Annotated in this window: 17 protein-coding genes; 4 read left to right on the top strand and 13 right to left on the bottom strand. The window is 71.1% G+C overall.

The window, feature by feature from the left end; genetic code table 11:
• Window positions 1-77: 77 nt before the first annotated feature.
• The 6 genes from QUC20_RS04065 to QUC20_RS04040 are packed head-to-tail and all read right to left on the bottom strand — an operon-like array spanning window position 78 to window position 5,037.
• Complete coding sequence (locus tag QUC20_RS04065; RefSeq protein ID WP_289331024.1) at window positions 78-926, bottom strand: MurR/RpiR family transcriptional regulator; 849 nt, start codon at window positions 924-926, stop codon at window positions 78-80.
• Window positions 916-1,749 carry a phosphonate ABC transporter, permease protein PhnE gene (phnE, locus tag QUC20_RS04060; protein ID WP_120263260.1) on the bottom strand — a complete coding sequence of 278 codons (834 nt, stop codon included), beginning with the start codon at window positions 1,747-1,749 and terminating at the stop codon, window positions 916-918. The genes QUC20_RS04065 and phnE (QUC20_RS04060) overlap by 11 nt, the downstream gene beginning before the upstream one ends.
• Window positions 1,746-2,546 (bottom strand): phosphonate ABC transporter, permease protein PhnE, encoded by an 801-nt coding sequence (gene phnE / locus QUC20_RS04055; protein WP_289331023.1) that lies wholly within the window; start codon window positions 2,544-2,546, stop codon window positions 1,746-1,748. Before phnE (QUC20_RS04055) ends, phnE (QUC20_RS04060) begins: the two co-directional genes overlap by 4 nt.
• Window positions 2,543-3,361 carry a phosphonate ABC transporter ATP-binding protein gene (phnC, locus tag QUC20_RS04050; RefSeq protein WP_120263262.1) on the bottom strand — a complete coding sequence of 273 codons (819 nt, stop codon included), beginning with the start codon at window positions 3,359-3,361 and terminating at the stop codon, window positions 2,543-2,545. Before phnC ends, phnE (QUC20_RS04055) begins: the two co-directional genes overlap by 4 nt.
• Window positions 3,358-4,332: a phosphate/phosphite/phosphonate ABC transporter substrate-binding protein gene (gene phnD, locus QUC20_RS04045; RefSeq protein ID WP_120263263.1), complete on the bottom strand. Its 975-nt coding sequence runs from the start codon at window positions 4,330-4,332 to the stop codon at window positions 3,358-3,360. Before phnD ends, phnC begins: the two co-directional genes overlap by 4 nt.
• 39 nt (window positions 4,333-4,371) lie before the next feature.
• Window positions 4,372-5,037 carry an HAD family hydrolase gene (locus tag QUC20_RS04040; protein WP_289331022.1) on the bottom strand — a complete coding sequence of 222 codons (666 nt, stop codon included), beginning with the start codon at window positions 5,035-5,037 and terminating at the stop codon, window positions 4,372-4,374.
• An 80-nt stretch (window positions 5,038-5,117) separates the two neighbouring features.
• Here QUC20_RS04040 and QUC20_RS04035 point away from each other — a divergent pair, with 80 nt between their 5' ends.
• The gene (locus tag QUC20_RS04035; RefSeq protein WP_289331021.1) at window positions 5,118-5,774 is read left to right on the top strand and encodes an amino acid deaminase; all 657 of its coding nucleotides are present in this window, start codon (window positions 5,118-5,120) and stop codon (window positions 5,772-5,774) included.
• 92 nt (window positions 5,775-5,866) lie between these two features.
• On the opposite strand, the gene QUC20_RS04030 is transcribed toward QUC20_RS04035, so the two are convergent.
• Complete coding sequence (locus QUC20_RS04030; protein WP_289331020.1) at window positions 5,867-7,351, bottom strand: helix-turn-helix domain-containing protein; 1,485 nt, start codon at window positions 7,349-7,351, stop codon at window positions 5,867-5,869.
• 131 nt (window positions 7,352-7,482) lie between these two features.
• Between QUC20_RS04030 and aceA the strand changes: the two genes are divergently transcribed.
• Window positions 7,483-8,790 (top strand): isocitrate lyase, encoded by a 1,308-nt coding sequence (gene aceA / locus QUC20_RS04025; protein ID WP_289331019.1) that lies wholly within the window; start codon window positions 7,483-7,485, stop codon window positions 8,788-8,790.
• A gap of 97 nt (window positions 8,791-8,887) precedes the next feature.
• Entirely contained in the window at window positions 8,888-10,573 is a 1,686-nt protein-coding gene (gene aceB / locus QUC20_RS04020) for a malate synthase A (RefSeq protein ID WP_353105717.1), read from the top strand.
• Between the two features lie 94 nt (window positions 10,574-10,667).
• On the opposite strand, the gene QUC20_RS04015 is transcribed toward aceB, so the two are convergent.
• The 5 genes from QUC20_RS04015 to QUC20_RS03995 form a co-directional block, all read right to left on the bottom strand.
• On the bottom strand, window positions 10,668-11,660 hold the full coding sequence (locus QUC20_RS04015; protein WP_289331018.1) for a hypothetical protein: 993 nt from the start codon (window positions 11,658-11,660) through the stop codon (window positions 10,668-10,670).
• 122 nt (window positions 11,661-11,782) lie between these two features.
• Window positions 11,783-12,418 carry a response regulator gene (locus tag QUC20_RS04010; RefSeq protein ID WP_289331017.1) on the bottom strand — a complete coding sequence of 212 codons (636 nt, stop codon included), beginning with the start codon at window positions 12,416-12,418 and terminating at the stop codon, window positions 11,783-11,785.
• Window positions 12,415-13,590 (bottom strand): sensor histidine kinase, encoded by a 1,176-nt coding sequence (locus tag QUC20_RS04005; RefSeq protein WP_120263271.1) that lies wholly within the window; start codon window positions 13,588-13,590, stop codon window positions 12,415-12,417. The genes QUC20_RS04010 and QUC20_RS04005 overlap by 4 nt, the downstream gene beginning before the upstream one ends.
• Before the next feature lie 15 nt (window positions 13,591-13,605).
• Window positions 13,606-14,481: an ABC transporter permease gene (locus QUC20_RS04000; RefSeq protein ID WP_120263272.1), complete on the bottom strand. Its 876-nt coding sequence runs from the start codon at window positions 14,479-14,481 to the stop codon at window positions 13,606-13,608.
• Window positions 14,478-15,374 (bottom strand): ABC transporter ATP-binding protein, encoded by an 897-nt coding sequence (locus QUC20_RS03995; RefSeq protein WP_289331016.1) that lies wholly within the window; start codon window positions 15,372-15,374, stop codon window positions 14,478-14,480. Before QUC20_RS03995 ends, QUC20_RS04000 begins: the two co-directional genes overlap by 4 nt.
• Window positions 15,375-15,468: 94 nt before the next feature.
• On the opposite strand from QUC20_RS03995, the gene QUC20_RS03990 reads away from it, so the two are divergent.
• The gene (locus QUC20_RS03990) at window positions 15,469-16,668 is read left to right on the top strand and encodes a pyridoxal phosphate-dependent aminotransferase (RefSeq protein WP_289331015.1); all 1,200 of its coding nucleotides are present in this window, start codon (window positions 15,469-15,471) and stop codon (window positions 16,666-16,668) included.
• A 106-nt stretch (window positions 16,669-16,774) separates the two neighbouring features.
• On the opposite strand, the gene QUC20_RS03985 is transcribed toward QUC20_RS03990, so the two are convergent.
• Window positions 16,775-17,911, bottom strand: a complete 1,137-nt coding sequence (locus QUC20_RS03985) for a UDP-N-acetylmuramate dehydrogenase (protein WP_289331014.1) — start codon at window positions 17,909-17,911, stop codon at window positions 16,775-16,777.
• Window positions 17,912-17,913: the final 2 nt, after the last annotated feature.

Raw genomic sequence — 17,913 nt, 5'->3', positions numbered from 1 at the left:
GTCGACTCGCCACGAAACGCGGATCCGGGCCCCGCCGCATCGGCCGTTTCTGGCGACTCGACGGGGAAGGATGAGAGTCAGGCGCCGAGATTGTCGGAGAGGACCTCGAGCACCTGCGCGCGCACGGCGTTCGCGCCGCCGGGCAGGCGGGCGGCCACCTCGTCGGCGAGAGCCTCGACGAACAGCGCATGCGCGGCGCGCGACGTGTGTTCGAGCTCATCGCGGAAGCTCGTCCCCGCCGGCGCGATGACGAGCGCGTGCGTGGCTCGTTCGACGAGCGGGGATGCCGCGAACGAGGTGATCGCGATGACGGCGGCTCCCCCGGTGGCAGCCGCCGCCGCGGCCCGCAGACTCGCCTCGTTCGCGCCCGAGCCGCTCACGACGATGCAGACGTCACGACTGCCGAGCTGCCGAGCGGAGATCTGCTGCGCGATGACGTCGGCGATCACCTCGGCCGGTCGGCCCACGGCGGTCAGGCGCATCGCGAGATCGCTCGCGACCGGCGACGAGAGCCCGTTCGCCACGACCAGAAGCCGCCCGGCGCCCACGACAGCCGTCACCGCTCGCTCGACCTCGTCAGCCTCGAGCAGACTCGTCGACGCCGGCAGCGACGCCGCGGCTCGATCGATCGAACTGCGCAAGCGCCCGAGTGCCCCGTCGCCGTGGTCGGATGCCGCCGGCGCGGCCGCTCCGAGCTCTGCGGCGAGCGCGACCCGCAGCTGCGGATAGCCGCGGAACCCGAACGTCTGACAGGCGCGGACAACCGACGAACGGGCGACCCCCGCGCGATCGGCCAGCTGCTGCGCGGTGAGTTCGACCACGACCTCGGGCGCGTCGAGGATCACGTCCGCGACTCGACGCTCGGTCGGCTGCAGCCCGTTGCGGAGCGCCTGGATGCGCACGGTCGGCGGAGCGTTACCGGACACGTGCGCCCTCCATGATCCGTCGGCGGATGCGGCCCGAGATGCCGTCGATCGTCATCGTGACGACGATCACGACGATCAGCAGCATCCCCACCGTCGACCATTCACGGTACTGGGTGTAGGTCGTCAGCATGTCGCCGATCCCGCCGACTCCGATGAGCCCGAGGACGGCCGACGAGCGCACGTTGATCTCGAAGCGGTAGAGCCAGAACGACAGGAACACCGGGGTCGCCTGCGGCCAGACGCCCCATCGCAGCACCTGTGCCGAGCTGCCGCCGGCGGCACGCGCCGCCTCGACGGCACCGACGGGAACGGCCTCGACGGCTTCGTAGCCCCACTTACCGAGGGTGCCGATGCCATTGATCGCGAGGGCGAGAGCCCCCGTGAGGGGAGTGAGACCGGTCATCGAGAGGATGATGATCGCGAAGATGATCTCGGGCACCGCGCGGATCGTCGAGAACACGAACCGCAGGATCGCGCGCAGCCATGCCGGACCGAAACCCCGGGCCGCCACCAGGCTGAGCGGCGTGGCCACGATGACCCCGAGCACGGTCCCTACCCACGCCATCTGAACGCTCTGCCAGGTCTGCCACAGAGCGTCCGGCAGCTTCCCCCACGTCGGCGACGAGAACATGAGCCAGCCGTAGCGCACGAGCTCGGCGGGCAGGTCGGCCAGCCGCGACCAGGTGATGTCCACCGACCAGAAGGCCAGGATGACGACAACCGTCACGGCGGCGGCGACCACGGTGCGCACCCGTCGACGCGGGCGGGAGGGCACGGCTTGCGCTGACGTGTGTCGCGTATCGGCGAGAACGGGAGCGGTCATGCGAGCCTCCGTCGCAGGGCGGAGCTGGCGGCGTCGATGACGAGCACGACGACGAGGATCTCCAGGATGATGAGCGACAGCTGGTCGTACCGGTAGAAGGTGCGCACGGCGTCGATGATGAGGCCCATGCCACCGGCGCCGACGAGTCCGAGGACAGTCGACGCGCGGACGTTGAGCTCGAGGACGTACAGCGTCTGCGCCGCAAAAGCGGGCCAGGTGTCGGGCAGGGCGAGGGCCCGATTGATCTGCAGCTGCGTCCCGCCCGCGGCGCGGCCCGCTTCGAGGGGGCCCGTGTCCATCGCGTCGATCTGTTCGGAGACGAGCTTCACGATGATGCCGACGTTGAAGATCACGAGGGCGAGGATGCCGGGCAGCGCGCCCACCCCGACCATCGCCACCAGGATCGCCGCCGACAGCAGGTCGGGAACGCTCCGGACGATGTTGAGCATCGCGCGGACCGCGCCCCGCAGTACCGGATGCGGGTTGGTCGGCCGAGCCGCCCACAGACTCAGCGGCAGCGAGAGCGCGGCCCCCACCGCGGTGCCGATCACCGCCATCTGGAGCGTCTCCAGCAGCGGGGCGACGGTCCGCGGGAAGAAGGTCCAGTCCGGCTGCAGCAATCCGAGCACCTTGTCGGCTCCGTGCTGCCAGTTGCGCGCGATGCCCGACAGGTCGAGTCCGACGCCGATTCCCGGGAGGCAGGTGACCACGGTGATCGCGGTGACGATCCCCGCGACCAGCCACGGCACCGCACGTCCGCGGGGCCGCGGCGGGATGACGAGTGCGGGCGCGCTCATGCGTCGAGCCGGTCCTCGGCCGTCAGCGATCGCCCGTAGATGCCGGCGAAGTCCGCGTCGGAGGCGTCCGCTGCCGTGCCGTCGTAGACGACCTCGCCCGCCCGCATCCCGATCAGCCGCACGCCGTAGGTGCGCGCCAGGTCGAGCAGGTGAAGGTTCACCAGCACCGTGATGCCGAGCTCGGTGTTGATGCGCTGAAGGTCTTTCATGACTCCGTGCGCGGTGGGCGGGTCGAGGCTCGCGACCGGCTCGTCGGCCAGGACGATGCGCGGCTGCTGCGCGAGGGCGCGCGCGATCGCGACACGCTGCTGCTGACCTCCCGAGAGAGCGGCGGCGCGATCCCAGACCCGCGGCAGCATCCCCACACGTTCGAGCGCCTCGAAGGCGAGGCGGCGATCGTCCGACCGGTAGGCGCCCAGCAGGGTGCGCCACACCGGGGTATGGGCGAGGCGACCGACGAGGACGTTGTTGAGCACGCTCGTGCGACCGGCGAGGTTGAAGCCCTGGAACACCATGCCGATGTCGCCGCGCAGGCGGCGCAGCTCGCGCCCGCGCGCCGTGTCGACGCGCACGCCGCCGACCTCGAGGACGCCCGAGGTCACGGGGACGAGGCCGTTGATCGTGCGGATGAGGGTCGACTTTCCCGATCCCGAGAGACCCACGACGGCGACCATCTCGCCCGCACCGATCTCGAGTGAGACCCCGCGCAGGCCGAGGGTGCCGTTCGGGTAGCGAACCGTGACGTCGTGCAGCCGGATGTCCGACGGCGATGCCGGGGCCGAGGCCCCGGCATCGCGTGCAGTGGTGTCGGTCACTGCAGTCCGAGCGCCTGCGCGGCGCGTGCGACGACGTCGAGCGACGAGGCGTCGGCGGGGGCGAGCTTGGTGATCGAGTAGATGCTCTGCAGCACCTCCGAGCCTTCCGGGGTGTTCGAGAAGTCCTCGAGCGCGGTCGCGATGCGCTCGCGCAGCTCCGGCGAGAGGTCCGAGCTCAGCGCGACACCGTCGTTGGGGATCTCTTCGGTCATCGCGAACACGACGACCTTCTGCCCGACATCCGGGGTGTCCTTCTTCACGATCGTGCGCGCGTCCCAGAAGCTGAACCCGACCTCGGCGTCGCCGTTGTAGACCGCGAGCACGGACGCGTCGTTCGCGGTCACGGGCAGCTGATCGATGTCGCTGTCGGTGTCGAGCCCGGCCTCCTGCAGCGCGAGGATCGGGTAGATGTAGCCGGCGGGCGACCCGGGGCCGAGCACGGCGACTTTCGCACCCTTGACCTTGGTGATCGAGTCGAGGCCCGCGGGGCCCGTCATCGCGTCGGCGCCGTTGCAGAAGAGCATCCCGTCGCGCTCGACGGGAGCGTCATCGCAGTACTTGTCGGGGTCGTTCGTCATGAACTGCGCGGGATAGCTGATGTTCCCGTTGCGCTCGGTCTGCAGCACGACGTCAGCGCCGTACATGTCGTTGGCCTGCCACAGCTGCAGCGACGGAAGGAAACCGATCTGCGCCTGGCCGGCGCCCATCGCCTCGACCGCGGCCTGGTAGTCCTTCGAGACCACACCGGTGACCTCGATGCCGAGCTCGTCGCTCAAGTAGTCGGTGAGCGGAGCCGCGGTCTCGACGAGCCCGTTCTGGTCCTGCGAGGGGACGAGCGCGAGCACGAGCGAGGTCGGGTCGGCGGCGGCCTGGGGGGTGTTGCCGGCGGCGGGCGAGCCCGCGCAGCCGGCCAGGGTGATCGCGGCGATGGCGCTGACGGCAGCCGCGGCGACAAGTCGGGTGGTGCGCATGAGTGGATGTCCTTCGGGTGTTGTGAGAGGTGTACGGGATCAGGGGGCGGATGCCGCGGCCCACGCCTCGATGCGCGGCAGCAGTTCGGTGAGCGTGTCGGCGTGGAAGGTCGGGGATGCCGCAGCATCCGTCCACGGCCCGACGAGCGCGGTGTCGTATCCGCGCCGGTGCGCGGGCTCGAGGTCGTTGCGCCAGATGTCGCCGACCGCGAGCACCCGGCGGTCGCGGACCTCGGGCGCGTCGAGCAGCCGTTCGAGTCCGGCGGGCTTGCCCGCGTCGGTGACGATGCGCGCGAAAGCGTCACCGAGCCCGAGCGCGTCGAGGGTCTCCGCGACGCGGATCGCCGGGGCGTTGGTGACGAGGACGCACTCGACCGGAAGGTGTTCGGCGACCGCGGCGAGCCCGACCGGCGCCTCGACGGGAGCGAGATCAGTCCCCAGCAGCGCGCGGCTGTCGAGGTAGGCGCGCGACAGCGCCTCGGCGCCGACCCCCGCATCCTCGGCGACGAGGCGGATCACGTCGTACGCGTCGAGGGGCGCCCCGGCCCCGACGGGTCGGCCGCGCATCCCGTCGTCGACCCGGGCGAGGAACCGGTCGGGCTCGCCGGAGGCAGCGGCGGCAGCACGCGCGTAGGCGAGCACCGGCCCGTCGCCGAGGGCGACGGTTCCGTCGAAATCGAAGATGATGAGAGCAGGGTTCGGCACGGATCGGACTTTCTGAGTGGACGCTTCGTCCATCGTTAGGTGCACACGTGGACACAAATCCCACAGTCGATGAACTGCGGATGAACGAGATCCAACGGCTCGATGCGGCGGCCGCGACTACCGCGCGCGGCGACGCCGGGCGGGCGTTCGACGTGGTGCCCTGGCTCTCGCGGTCGATCGCCGAGGATGCGGCATCCGGTCGCTTCGCGCGCTGGTCGCGGTCGACCATCGTCGACGAGAACACCGGTTCGCCGGTGCTCGACCGTGCGGTGTTCGACCGGTTGCACGATCTCGCCGGCGAGCCGAGTGCCTGGCCGGTCGGGAACGCCGGCCTCCTCCACGTGTACGGCTACCTGCTCTCGCTCACACCCACGCCGTACGGCCTGAAGCGCGAACGCTGGCTCGGCCCCGAGCTCGCCCGCGCGTTCGGGCTCGCCGATGACGCGTTCGCGCCCTGGGCGGACGGGCCGACGCTGCTCGAACGGGTCACGGATGCGGCGACGAGCCTGCTCCGCTCCCCCGCGGCGGCGCGATCCGAGGCCGACGGCGAGTACGTCACCGTGCTGTCGGCATCCGCGGGTCCCGCGGCGCTCGTATACGCGCGTGTCGCCGACGACGGCATCCGCCTGGTGACGACCTTTCCCGTCGCGGACGCCGCCGCCGTCCTGACCACGATCGAAGCGGCTCCGCCCGCCCCCGGCGCCCCCTACCGCCTCCGCTGGAACGCCGCGCCCTGAGTCCCGACTCCTCCCGTCGAGTCGCCACGAAACGCGGGTCCGGGCCCCGCTGCATCCGCCGTTTTTGGCGAGTCGACGGGATGCGGCGCCGGTCAGGAGGGGGCGTGCGCCTCCAGGAATGCGTAGAGGTCGGTCGTGTCGACGCCCGGGAAGGCTCCCGTCGGAAGGGTCGCCAGCAGCGTGCGCGGGGTCTTCACATTCGGCCAGGCGGCGGAGCGCCACCGCTCCTCGAGATCGGCCGGCGCGCGCCGACAGCACACGTCGACCGAGTGCCGCGACACTCCGCGATGGGGCGTGTCGCGCCCGAGGAACCACTTCGTATCGTCGAACCGCACCCCGACGCTGACGGAGTGCGCACCCTCGCTCGAATGCTCGACGCGGGCCGTGCACCAGTAGGTGCCGTTACCGGTGTCGGTGTACTGGTAGTACGGGTTGAACCGGTCATCGACGTCGAAGACGGTGCGACTCGTCCACTCCCGGCAGCACAGCTGTCCTTCGATGGCCCCCAGGCGGTCGGTCGGGAAGTCGACGTCGTCGTTCTCGTACGCCTTGGTGATCGTGCCCGACTCGTGCACCTTGAGGAAGTGCACCGCGATGCCCAGGTGCTCGGTCGCGAGATTCGTGAACCGATGCGCGGCGGTCTCGTACGACACCGAGTACGCGTCGCGCAGATCCTCGATCGAGATCGCGCGGCGCTCCTTCGCCTCACGCAGCGCCGGTGCGGCATCCGCTTCGGGGATCAGGAGCGCGCCGGTGAGGTAGTTGGTCTCCACGCGCTGCCGGAGGAACTCGTCGTAGCTCGTCGGCTCGGTGTGCCCGAGGATGCGGCTCGACAGCGCCTGCAGCACCGCGGTGCGGGGATCGGCGGGGGTCGACGCGGAGAGACGACTCGACAGGTAGAGCCGCCCGTTGGCGAGGTCCGCGACGCTGCGGGTCGTCTGCGGCAGATCGGCGACGTAGTGGATGCTGAAGCCCAGATGACCCGCGATGTCGCTGGCGGTGCGCTGCGTCACAGGTCCGCCCGGGTGCCCGACCGCCGCGAGCAGCTCCCGCGCCTGCTGCTCCAACTCGGGGAAGTAGTTGTTCTGCGTCCGCATGAGGCGGCGCAGGGCGACGTTGGCGCGTCGGGCCTCTTCGGGGGTCGCCGCACGCTCGTCGTGCAGCCGCTCGATCTCGCCCTGCAGCGCGAGGAGGGCGCGCAGGACCTCGTCGGGCACCGCCCGCGGGATGCGGAACGGCGCGATCCCAGCACTGCGGAAGGTCGGACCCCCCATCGCCCGGGCCACATCGATCTCGAGCGCGGCGCGAGGATCGAGCTCTTCTGATTCGAGCAGCGCGTCGAGCGAGGTCCCGAGTGCGCGCGCGATCGTCCGCAGCAACGAGAGCTTCGGCTCGCGGCGGCCGTTCTCGATCATCGAGAGCTGGCTCGGCGCCCGTCCGACGGCAGCGGCGAGGTCATCCAGGTTCATTCCGCGTCCGGTTCGGATCTGCCGGATGCGCCGGCCGATCGTGAAGGCGTCCATGTCCTCATCGTCGAGCGCCGACCCTGCGGCGGCGACGGCATCCTCGCGCGTCATGGCGGGATTCTGTCACGAAAGCAGAAGATCGGCCGATCTTCTCCGCGGATCCGCCCGGGACAAGACCGCTCCTTCGCACACAGTGGTCTCCACGACGGGCAGAGCAGCCCGTTCCGACGAAGGAGACCGAGATGACCACGATTCCCGCTCCGGGTCCGCTGCGGCCCGGCGACCAGACCCAGACCGCTGTCGAGCTCGAGGAGCTGTGGCAGAACGACCCGCGCTGGGACGGCATCGAGCGCACCTACGGCGCCCACGACGTCATCCGGCTGCGCGGCTCGGTACGCGAGGACGCGACCCTCGCCCGCCGGGGCGCGGAGTCGCTGTGGAACCTCCTCCACACCGAGGACTACGTCCGCGCGCTCGGCGCCTACACGGGCGGCCAGGCCGTCCAGCAGGTGCGCGCCGGCCTGAAGGCGATCTACCTCTCCGGATGGCAGGTCGCCGCTGACGCCAACCTCGCCGGTCAGACCTACCCTGACCAGAGCCTGTACCCCGCCAACTCCGTGCCCGCCGTCGTCCGGCGCATCACGAACGCGCTGCTGCGTCAGGACCAGATCGAGCACGCCGAGGGCGACCGCACCCGCGACTGGCTCGCTCCGATCGTCGCCGACGGCGAGGCGGGCTTCGGCGGTCCGCTCAACGCCTACGAGCTCGCGGCATCCCTCATCGCCGCGGGCGCGGCCGGCACCCACTGGGAGGACCAGCTCGCGAGCGAGAAGAAGTGCGGCCACCTCGGCGGAAAGGTGCTCGTGCCCACCGCCCAGCACATCCGCACGCTCAACGCGGCGCGGCTGGCCGGGGATGTCGCGGGCGTCCCCGCGATCGTCATCGCTCGCACCGATGCGCTGGGCGCCGACCTCATCACGAGCGACGTCGACGAGCACGACCGTCCCTTCCTCACCGGCGAGCGCACGAGCGAGGGCTTCTACCGCACGCGCCCCGGAATCGACCCCGTCATCGCGCGCGGTCTGGCCTTCGCGCCCTACGCCGACCTGCTGTGGGTCGAGACCGGCGAGCCCGACATCGAGTTGGCCCGCGAGTTCGCCGCAGCCGTGCACGCCGAGCACCCCGGAAAGCTGCTCGCCTACAACTGCTCGCCGAGCTTCAACTGGAAACGGCACCTCAGCGACGCGCAGATCGCGACGTTCCAAGCCGAGCTCGCCGAGCTCGGGTACCGGTTCCAGTTCATCACCCTCGCTGGCTTCCACGCCGTCAACCACTCGATGTTCGAGCTCGCCCGCGGCTACGCCGATCGCGCCATGAGCGCCTATGTCGAGCTGCAGCAGGCGGAGTTCGACGCCGAGGCCCACGGCTACACCGCCACACGTCACCAGCGCGAAGCAGGCACCGGCTACTTCGACACCCTCTCGACGGCGCTCAACCCCGACAGCGCCACCCTCGCCCTGGCCGGATCGACCGAGGCATCCCAGTTCTGACCCCGCCCCGTCGAGTCGCCAGGAATTGCCGGTTCGGCACCCCTGACATCCGCGCATCCTGGCGACTCGACCGCGAACCTCCACAGGAGACGAGACCATGACCATTACAGAGACACACACCGAGACACACACCGAGACACCCGCAGAGACACGGCGGCGCGCCTGGACGGGGCCCGTCGCGGTGCAGACCCACGAACCCGCGATCGAGGTGCGCGGCGAGATGCACCCGCGCTTCGACGAGATCCTGACCCCCGATGCCCTCGACTTCGTCACGGCGCTGCACGACCGCTTCGCGGGGCGACGCCACGACCGACTCGCCGACCGGATGCGGCGCCGCTTCGAGATCGGCAACGGCGTCGACCCCTCGTTCCGCAGCGACACGGCGCACATCCGCGAGGATGCTTCGTGGCGGGTCGCGGGCGCCGGCCCGGGCCTCGAGGACCGCCGGGTCGAGATCACGGGCCCGACAGACCCGAAGATGACGATCAACGCCCTGAACTCCGGGGCGCGGGTGTGGCTCGCCGACCAGGAGGACGCGACCTCGCCCACCTGGCGAAACGTCATCGGCGGGCAGCTGTCGCTGCGCGATGCGGTCCGCGGCGAGCTCGAGCACACGGGCCCCGACGGGCGGCGGTACGCCGTCACCGCGGAGCGCACGCCGACGATCGTCATGCGCCCGCGCGGCTGGCACCTCACCGAGAAGCACCTCGCCTACACCGATCGCACGGGTCGCACCCTCGACGCGTCGGGGTCACTCGTCGACTTCGGCCTGTACGCGTTCCACAATGCTGTGCGGCTCGTCGAGAACGGCCGCGGGCCGTACTTCTACCTCGCCAAGCTCGAGTCGAGCGCGGAAGCGCAGCTGTGGGACGACGTCTTCTCGTTCACGGAGCGACGCCTCGGGCTGCCTCACGGCACGATCCGCGCAACCGTTCTGATCGAGACGCTTCCCGCGGCCTTCGAGATGGACGAGATCCTCTTCGCCCTCCGCGACCACTGCGCGGGCCTCAACGCCGGCCGCTGGGATTACATTTTCTCGATGATCAAGAACTACCGCGGTCGCGGGGCCCGGTTCGTGCTGCCCGACCGCAGCGCGGTCACGATGACGGTGCCGTTCATGCGTGCCTACACAGAGCTGCTCGTGAAGACGTGCCACCGCCGCGGGGCGCATGCCATCGGCGGAATGAGCGCGTTCATCCCCAACCGACGGAACCCCGAGGTCACCCGGGCTGCGTTCGAGAAGGTCGCCGCCGACAAGCGGCGCGAGGCGGGCGACGGGTTCGACGGCACGTGGGTCGCGCACCCCGACCTCATCCCCGTCGCTCGCGCGGAGTTCGACGCCGTGCTCGGCGAGCGCCCGAACCAGCTCGACCGCCAGCGCGACGACGTCGAGGTCGCGGCATCCGAACTGATCGACTGTCACATCGGACTGCCGATCACCACGGCCGGGGTTCGCGCCAACGTGTCGGTCGCCGTGCGCTATCTCGAGGCGTGGCTGCGGGGCATCGGCGCCGTCGCGATCGACGACCTGATGGAGGATGCCGCCACGGCCGAGATCAGCCGCTCGCAGATCTGGCAGTGGATCCACCAGGACCGGACGACGGATGACGGTAGGCCGATCACCCGAGAGTGGGTCGATGGGCTCGTCGACGATGTCCTCGCCGAGGTCGAGCGCCGCGACGACGACCGCTTCGACGACGCCTCCGCCCTGTTCCGCGAGGTCGCGCTGGGCTCGGACTTCCCCGCGTTCCTGACCCTCCCCGCCTACGCGAAGTACCTCTGACCCCCGGTCACCCCGTCGACTCGCCACGAAACGCGGATCCCGCACCCCACGCATCCGCAGTTGCTGGCGAGTCGACGGAGAGAGGGATGGGGGGTCAGGGGGTGGGGAGGGCGGAGAGGAGGAGGGCGATCAGCTCGGGCGGAGCGGGCCGGGCCTGCAAGTCGGTGCCGACGACGCGCTGGCAGCCGTCGAGTTCGACCGTCACCGGCACCGGAGCGTCGCCGGCGCTCGTCGCGCGCGGGTGCACCACGACGAAACGGGATGCCGCCTCACCACAGTCCCGGGCCGCGGTAGGGCTGGCGGGGGCGGCGGCCGCGGCGGTGAACACCGCACGCGCCGATTCGGCGTCGAGCGAGAACGCCCCGGCGAACAGGCCCCCATCGCCGATCACGCTCGGCGTCCCGGCTGGGGCGTCCAGGCCTTCGGAGGCGTCCGCCTCGTAGGCGCACACCATCGCTTCGGCGACGTCGACCGGCGCCTGCGCCTGCGCCTGCGCCTCGAGAGGCGTCCACCCGAGGATCTCGAGCGGGGCCACGCCGGCGCGCGTCGAGCAGCCCGCCGCCGTCGCCTCACGGAGCTCGACGCGCACGGCGTCCGAGAACGTACGGTCGACGACCTCGAGCCGAGCCAGGGCGGCGAGCGGCTCGTCCTCCTTCGGGCCGCCGCACGCGGTCAGCGGGAACGACAGCGGCGCGAAGCGGCCCGCCGCATCCGTCGCCCAAAGAGCGCGGAATCCGTACCCGACGGCCGGGCAGACCTCTGCCGGACCGGGGTCGCTGGGCGCCGCCATCGCGTCGAGGAACTCCGACAGGTCGCCCTCGTAACGAACGATCTCGGTTCCGGCGATGACGCCGTCGGCATCCTCGCGCGTCACCCCGTTTGCGCACTCCAACACCGCCACGGCCTCGAACGCTTCCGGGAGAAGACCGGCACCGGCAGGCGGATCGGCCGTGAACTCCGGGCACGAGATCGTGTCGGAAACGGTCGCGACGTCACGGATGGGCGGCGGCCCGAAGGGGATCGCCGCGCACCCCGCCAGCGACAGCACCAGCGCACCGCCCGCAGCCGCCGCAGTAGCAGCCGGCATCCACCTCCGCATCCCGACCCGCACCCGCATCCGGCTTCTCCCCCGTCGTCCCTCGCACCCACGCTAGAACAGCCCCCGATCCCCCACGTGACGACCGCGTAACGATCGTCTCGGGCGCAGGGTCAGGGAAGCAGGCCGCGCTCCAGCGCGAGGGTCACGGCTCGGGTGCGACCGTCGACGCCGAGTTTGTCGTACACGCGCAGCAGATGCGTCTTGACCGTCGACTCGCCGATCCCCAGCTGCACCGCGATCTGCTTGTTGCCGTGCCCCGCCGCGACGAGGCGCAGCACGTCCGTCTCGCGCGGAGTGAGAGCGGATGCCGCGGCCTCCGGTTGCCGCATCCGTTCCACCAACCGCACCGCGACGGCCGGCGAGAGAGCGGTCTGCCCGGCGGCGACCGACCGGATGCCGGCCACGATCTCCTCGCGCGGCGCGGCCTTCAGCAGATACCCGCTGGCTCCGGCCTCGATCGCGGCGAGGATCTGGTCGTCGCTCTCGTAGGTGGTGAGGATCAACACCCGCGGGCCCGCGCCGCCGTCGCGCGCCGCCACGATGCGTGCCGTGGCCGCGACGCCGTCGAGCACCGGCATCCGCAGGTCCATGAGGACGACGTCGGGACGCGTCTCGCCGGCGAGGCGGACGGCCTCGCCCCCGTCGGCGGCCTCCGCGATCACATCGAACCCGGGCTCGTCCGCGAGCAGACCGGCCAGACCCGACCGGACGATCGGGTGGTCGTCGGCGATCAGCAGGCGGATCATGCCCGCACCCCCATGGGAGCCCGCGGCGCGGTCGGCGCGGGCAACCGGATCGACAGGGTCGTCCCCGCACCCGCCGCAGCGGCGACCTCGACGGTGCCGCCCGCGAGCGCCACCCGATCGCTCATGCCGTCGAGGCCGTAGCCGGTGCGCGGGGACGAGACGTCGAACCCGCGCCCGTCGTCCTCGACGACCAGCCGAAGGGCGCCGTCCTCCTCACCGGAGAGCGACACCGTGACCCGCGCGGCTCCCGCGTGCTTGCGCACATTGGCGAGCGCTTCCTGCAGGCAGCGCAACGCGACGACCTGGGTCTCGCGATCGGTTCCGGATGCCGTGTCGACGACGGAGATCTCCAGCCCCGTGTCGGCGCGGAAGCGTTCCGCGAGTCGTTCGACCGCGGCACCGAGCACGGGGTCGGCGGGGACGGCGGCGGTCCGCGCGACGATGGCGCGCGCCTCGGTGAGCGCGTCACGGGCGGCCACTTCGAGGCGCTCGACCGCCGCGGTGGCACCCTCGACGTCGCCCGTTCGCGAGCGCCGTCCGGCCTGTTCGGCGAGCATGACGATCCCGGCGAGGGTCTGCGCGAGGGTGTCGTGGATCTCACGGGCCAGATGCTCGCGCTCGTCGGCGGCGCCCTTGTCACGGCTGAGTGCCTCGACCTGCTGCTGCGCGCGCGAGAGCTCGTCGAGCAGACGCGCACGCTCCGTGCCATACGCGGCGATCGCCGAGATCCACCACCCCATCGCGATCGAGAACGCCGCCGAGAGCACCGCCACCACGGTGGCCTCCAGCAGGGCGTCGGGAGCGAAACCGAAGCCGCCGGCGTACCCGACGAGCATCCCCGCGCCGACCAGAAGCGATCCCACGACACCGTCACGCCGCAGCGGGGCGAAGATCCACACCAGCGGATACACGATGACCTGCATCGTCGCGAGGGAGACCTCGCCGAAGGTCATCGCCGCGATCGAGACCGTCGCGACGGCGAGGAACACCGCGAACCGCCGGGGATCCTCCGCTCCGGCGGAGGGCCGTGCGAAGAGATACGCCGCGAGCAGGAGCACCAGGCCCGCGACCGCCCACGGCAGCCGGGCCGTCTCTCCCGCGGCCGCGAGGATGCCGACGCCGAGGGCGAGCACGACACCGACGGCGACATCCACCCAGCTGCGACTGATCACGACACCATCCTGCCCTCAGCGGATGCGGGCGCGGATGCGGGCGGCGGCGAGCACCGTGAACGCGACGGCAACCACAGCCAGGACGACCGCCGCGACCCAGACCGGTACGGTCGCCGTCCCCACCTGAAGGTCGAGTCCGTAGATCCGGCTCAGCTCCTCGACTGCGCCGGGAGCGCCGCTCGCGAGGCGATCGAGCGGATCGACGGCGAACTCGCGTCGGACGAGCATCGCCGATTGGGCGAACGGGAGGACGCCGACGGCATCCCGCACCGCGTCGGGGAACGAGCCGACGGGGATGTACGCCCCCGCGACGAAGCCGGTCAGGGTTCCGACGAGCGTCGACAGCCCCGAGTACGAGCCGCTCGTGCGCAGGAACGACACCACGAACGCCCAGAGCGCCGTGTACGCCGCCACCGAGAGCACGGTCCACAGCACGATGCGGGTGATCTGTCCGGCGTCGGGCAGGGTGCGGCCGGTCAGCCCGAGGTAGGCGAGGGCCACGACGAGCACGATGAGCGTGGTGATCAGGCCGATGATGAACGCCGACCCGAGATAACCGAGCACGAGCTGCGCGCGACGCACGGGTGAGACGAGGAAGTCGCGGAACCGTCCGGTCGCGGCGTCTTCGACGAAGGTTGACAGCGCACCGAGCGGGGTCGTGACGGCGGCGACGGCGACGACCCCGGCGAACATCCACGAGTCGACGAAGTCGCGGGCCGCATCGGCGTCGAACCCCGGCGTCGCCGCGAGCGAATCGACCTGCATCTGCCCGAGGAACAGGGCGTACAGCAGGAACACCACGAGGGCCCCGGTGAGAGAGAAGAACACCCCGAGCGGGTCTCGGTAGAACAGCCGGAGATTGCGCCCGACGTAGGCCTGCACGGTCTTCATCGCGTCGCCTCCCCCGTCGCCGCCTTCCCGGTCGCCGCCTGGCCGGTCAGCGCGAGGAAGACGTCGTCCATCCGCCCGTGCCGGAACTCGAAGTCGAGGACGGCGTCGCCCCGTTCGGCGAGGATCCGCCGCGCCTCGGCGGCATCCGCCACCGCGATGCTCTCGGGGCCGGCGGCGGTGACGAGCGACAGGATGCTGGAGCTGTACCGCGCGCGCAGCTGCGCTGGAGTGCCGTCGGCGACGATACGCCCGCGGTCGATGATGCACACCTGGTCGGCCTCCTCGGTCTCTTCGAGGTAATGGGTCGTGAGAAAGACCGTCAGCCCCACGCGCTCGCGCAGCTCGTGAATCGTCCGCCACACCATCTGCCTGCTCGCGGGGTCGAGCCCGGTCGTCGGCTCGTCGAGGAAGACGATCTCCGGGTCGTGCAGGAGCGCCCGGGCGATGTCGGCCCGTCGACGCTGACCTCCCGAGAGCCGCCCGTAGCGGCGGTCGACGAACTCGCCGAGGTCGATGATGTCGGCGAGCCGCTGAATGCGATCGCGGATCGCGGCGGCCGAACCGAGGTAGGGGCGCGCACGCACCGTCAGGTTCTCGCGAACGGTGAGGGCCGAGTCGAGCAGGGAATCCTGGAAGACGACGCCGATCGCCCGGCGCACCGCGTCGCCATCGGCCCGGACGTCGTGACCGGCGACCTCGAGCTGACCGGCATCCGGCTCGATCACCGTCGTGAGGGCTCCGATCGTCGTGGACTTGCCGGCTCCGTTCGTCCCGAGGAACGCGAACACGCCGCCGGCGGGCACGTCGAAGCTCACGTCGTCGACGGCCGTCACGTCGCCGTATCTCTTGGTCAGGCCGCGCACGACGGTCGGTGCGCTCGCTCTCGTGGTCATGGTTCCAGCGTGCCGCGTGCGGCGCCGGTGCGGCAGGGGTCATCCGGTCGATCCCCGTCCACCATTCGGTGGACCACGCCGCTACTCTCGAAGGGTGACCGAACGCGCACCGCTGTCCCGCAAGCTCTCCGCCATCGCCGAGTCGGCGACCCTCAAGGTCGACGCGAAGGCCAAGGCCCTGCAGGCCGCCGGCCGGCCGGTCATCTCGTACGCGGCCGGTGAGCCCGATTTCTCGACGCCGCAGTTCATCGTCGAGGCCGCCCAGCACGCTCTCGCCGACCCTGCCAACTACCGGTACACCCCGGCCGCCGGCCTCCCCGTGCTGCGTGAGGCGATCGCCGCCAAGACGCTGCGCGACTCGGGCCTCGAGGTGCAGCCCTCGCAGGTCATCGTGACCAACGGTGGCAAGCAGTCGGTTTACCAGGCCTTCCAGACGGTCGTGAACCCGGGTGACGAAGTGCTGCTGCCGGCTCCCTACTGGACCACCTACCCCGAAGCGATCGCCCTCGCCGACGGCATCCCGGTCGAGGTCTTCGCCGGCGCCGACCAGGAGTACAAGGTCACCGTCGAGCAGCTCGAGGCTGCGCGCACCGAGCGGACCACCGCGCTCGTCTTCGTCTCGCCCTCGAACCCGACGGGCTCGGTGTACACCCCCGAAGAGACGACGGCCATCGGCCAGTGGGCGCTGGAGCACGGCATCTGGGTCATCAGCGACGAGATCTACCAGAACCTCGTCTACGAAGGCACCCGCGCAGTCTCGATCGTCGAGGCCGTTCCCGAGCTCGCCGGCCAGACGATCCTCGTCAACGGTGTCGCCAAGACCTACGCGATGACCGGGTGGCGGGTGGGCTGGATGGTCGGCCCCGCCGACGCCATGAAGCTCGCCGGAAACCTGCAGTCGCACCTGACGTCCAACGTCAACAACGTCGCGCAGCGCGCCGCCCTCGCAGCACTCACGGGACCGCAGGACGAGGCCGAGCAGATGCGGCTCGCCTTCGACCGTCGCCGCCGCCTGATCGTCGACGAGCTCGCGAAGATTCCCGGAGTCGACGTTCCCACTCCCCTCGGGGCGTTCTACGTCTACCCCGACGTCACCGGTCTGCTCGGACGCTCGTGGGGCGGCGTCGAGGTGAACACGAGCCTCGAGCTCGCAGACCTGATCCTCGAGCAGGCCGAGGTCGCCGTCGTGCCCGGCGAGGCCTTCGGCCCCTCGGGCTACCTGCGCCTGTCGTACGCGCTCGGCGACGACCAGCTGCTCGAAGGCATCCAGCGCCTCCAGCGCCTCTTCTCCTGAGGTTCCCTGGTTCCCCTCTCCCTGACCCGTCGACTCGCCAGAAATGGCGGGTCCCGGGGCACTCGTACCCGCCGTTCATGGCGAGTCGACGGCTGAGGGAACCGGGTCAGAGCTCGACGCCGACCAGCACGGGTTCGGGCTGGAGGATCAGACCGAAATCGGCCTGGACGCGCTGCTGCACGAACCGGGCGAGCGCGGCGAGCTCGTCCGCCGTCGCTCCCCCGCGGTTGGTGAGGGCGAGGGCGTGCTTGGTCGACAGCCCCGCCCGCGAGCCGGGCAGCGAGAAGCCCTTGCCGATTCCCGCGTGCTCGATGAGCCAGGCAGCGCTCACCTTGACGTCCGGTTCGGCCACCGCGCCCGTCGGCGAGACGCCGTAGTACTCCGCGAGCGGGATCACCCGGTCGGCCACCGGATCGGGAGCCACCGGCCAGCGCGGGCACGCGTCGGGCAGCGTCCGTGCGAATGCTGCGGTGACGACGGCGTTCTGGAAGAACGACCCGGCGCTCCAGGTGTCGGGGTCGGCGTCGTCGAGCACCATCCCCTTGCTGGCGCGCACCGAGAGCACGGTCTCGCGCACCCATCGCAGCGACACGGTGGCCTCGGGATCGAGCCCGAGAGCGCCGCGCAGCTGCGGGCCACGGATCGCGAACTCGCCGTGTCCGACCTGATCGAGTTCCAACGTGATCGAGAGGATGACCGCGGACCGCGCCGCGACCGACCCGTGGTGATGCTTGAGCACGGACGTGCGGAAGCCGAGCCCGAGCTCGGACGCCGGCACGACGCTGACGTCTCCCGTCGACTCGTCGAGCAGCTCGACCTCGACGAGCGTCTGCACGACCTCCTGACCGTATGCACCGATGTTCTGGACGGGTGCCGCTCCGGCAGTGCCCGGGATGCCCGACATCGCGGCGATCCCGCTGAGGCCCGCCGCGACGGCGTACTCGACGAGGTCGTCCCACGAGTGCCCGGCCTGCGCCTTCAGGCGGATGCGGCCCGGATGCGGCGACGGCAGCTCTTCGATGCCCGTCGTGCGTATCGCCACGACAGTGCCCTCGAAGGGCTCGTCGCCCGCGAGGAGGTTCGACCCGCCCCCGACGACGAGCCACGGCTCGTGCGCCCCCCACAGCTCCCTCATCGTGGCGACGAGCTCGTCTGTCGTGTGCACCTCGACCATGCGCTCGGGCGCCGCGCCCGCGCGCAGCGTGGTCAGCTCCGCGAGGGGCCGCGGTTCGATGTCAGCCACGG

It is taken from the genome of Microbacterium arborescens (assembly GCF_030369635.1).
GTDB lineage: Bacteria > Actinomycetota > Actinomycetes > Actinomycetales > Microbacteriaceae > Microbacterium.
Note: the sequence above shows the minus strand (reverse complement) of the source record. Positions and strands in the feature narration are given on the sequence as shown.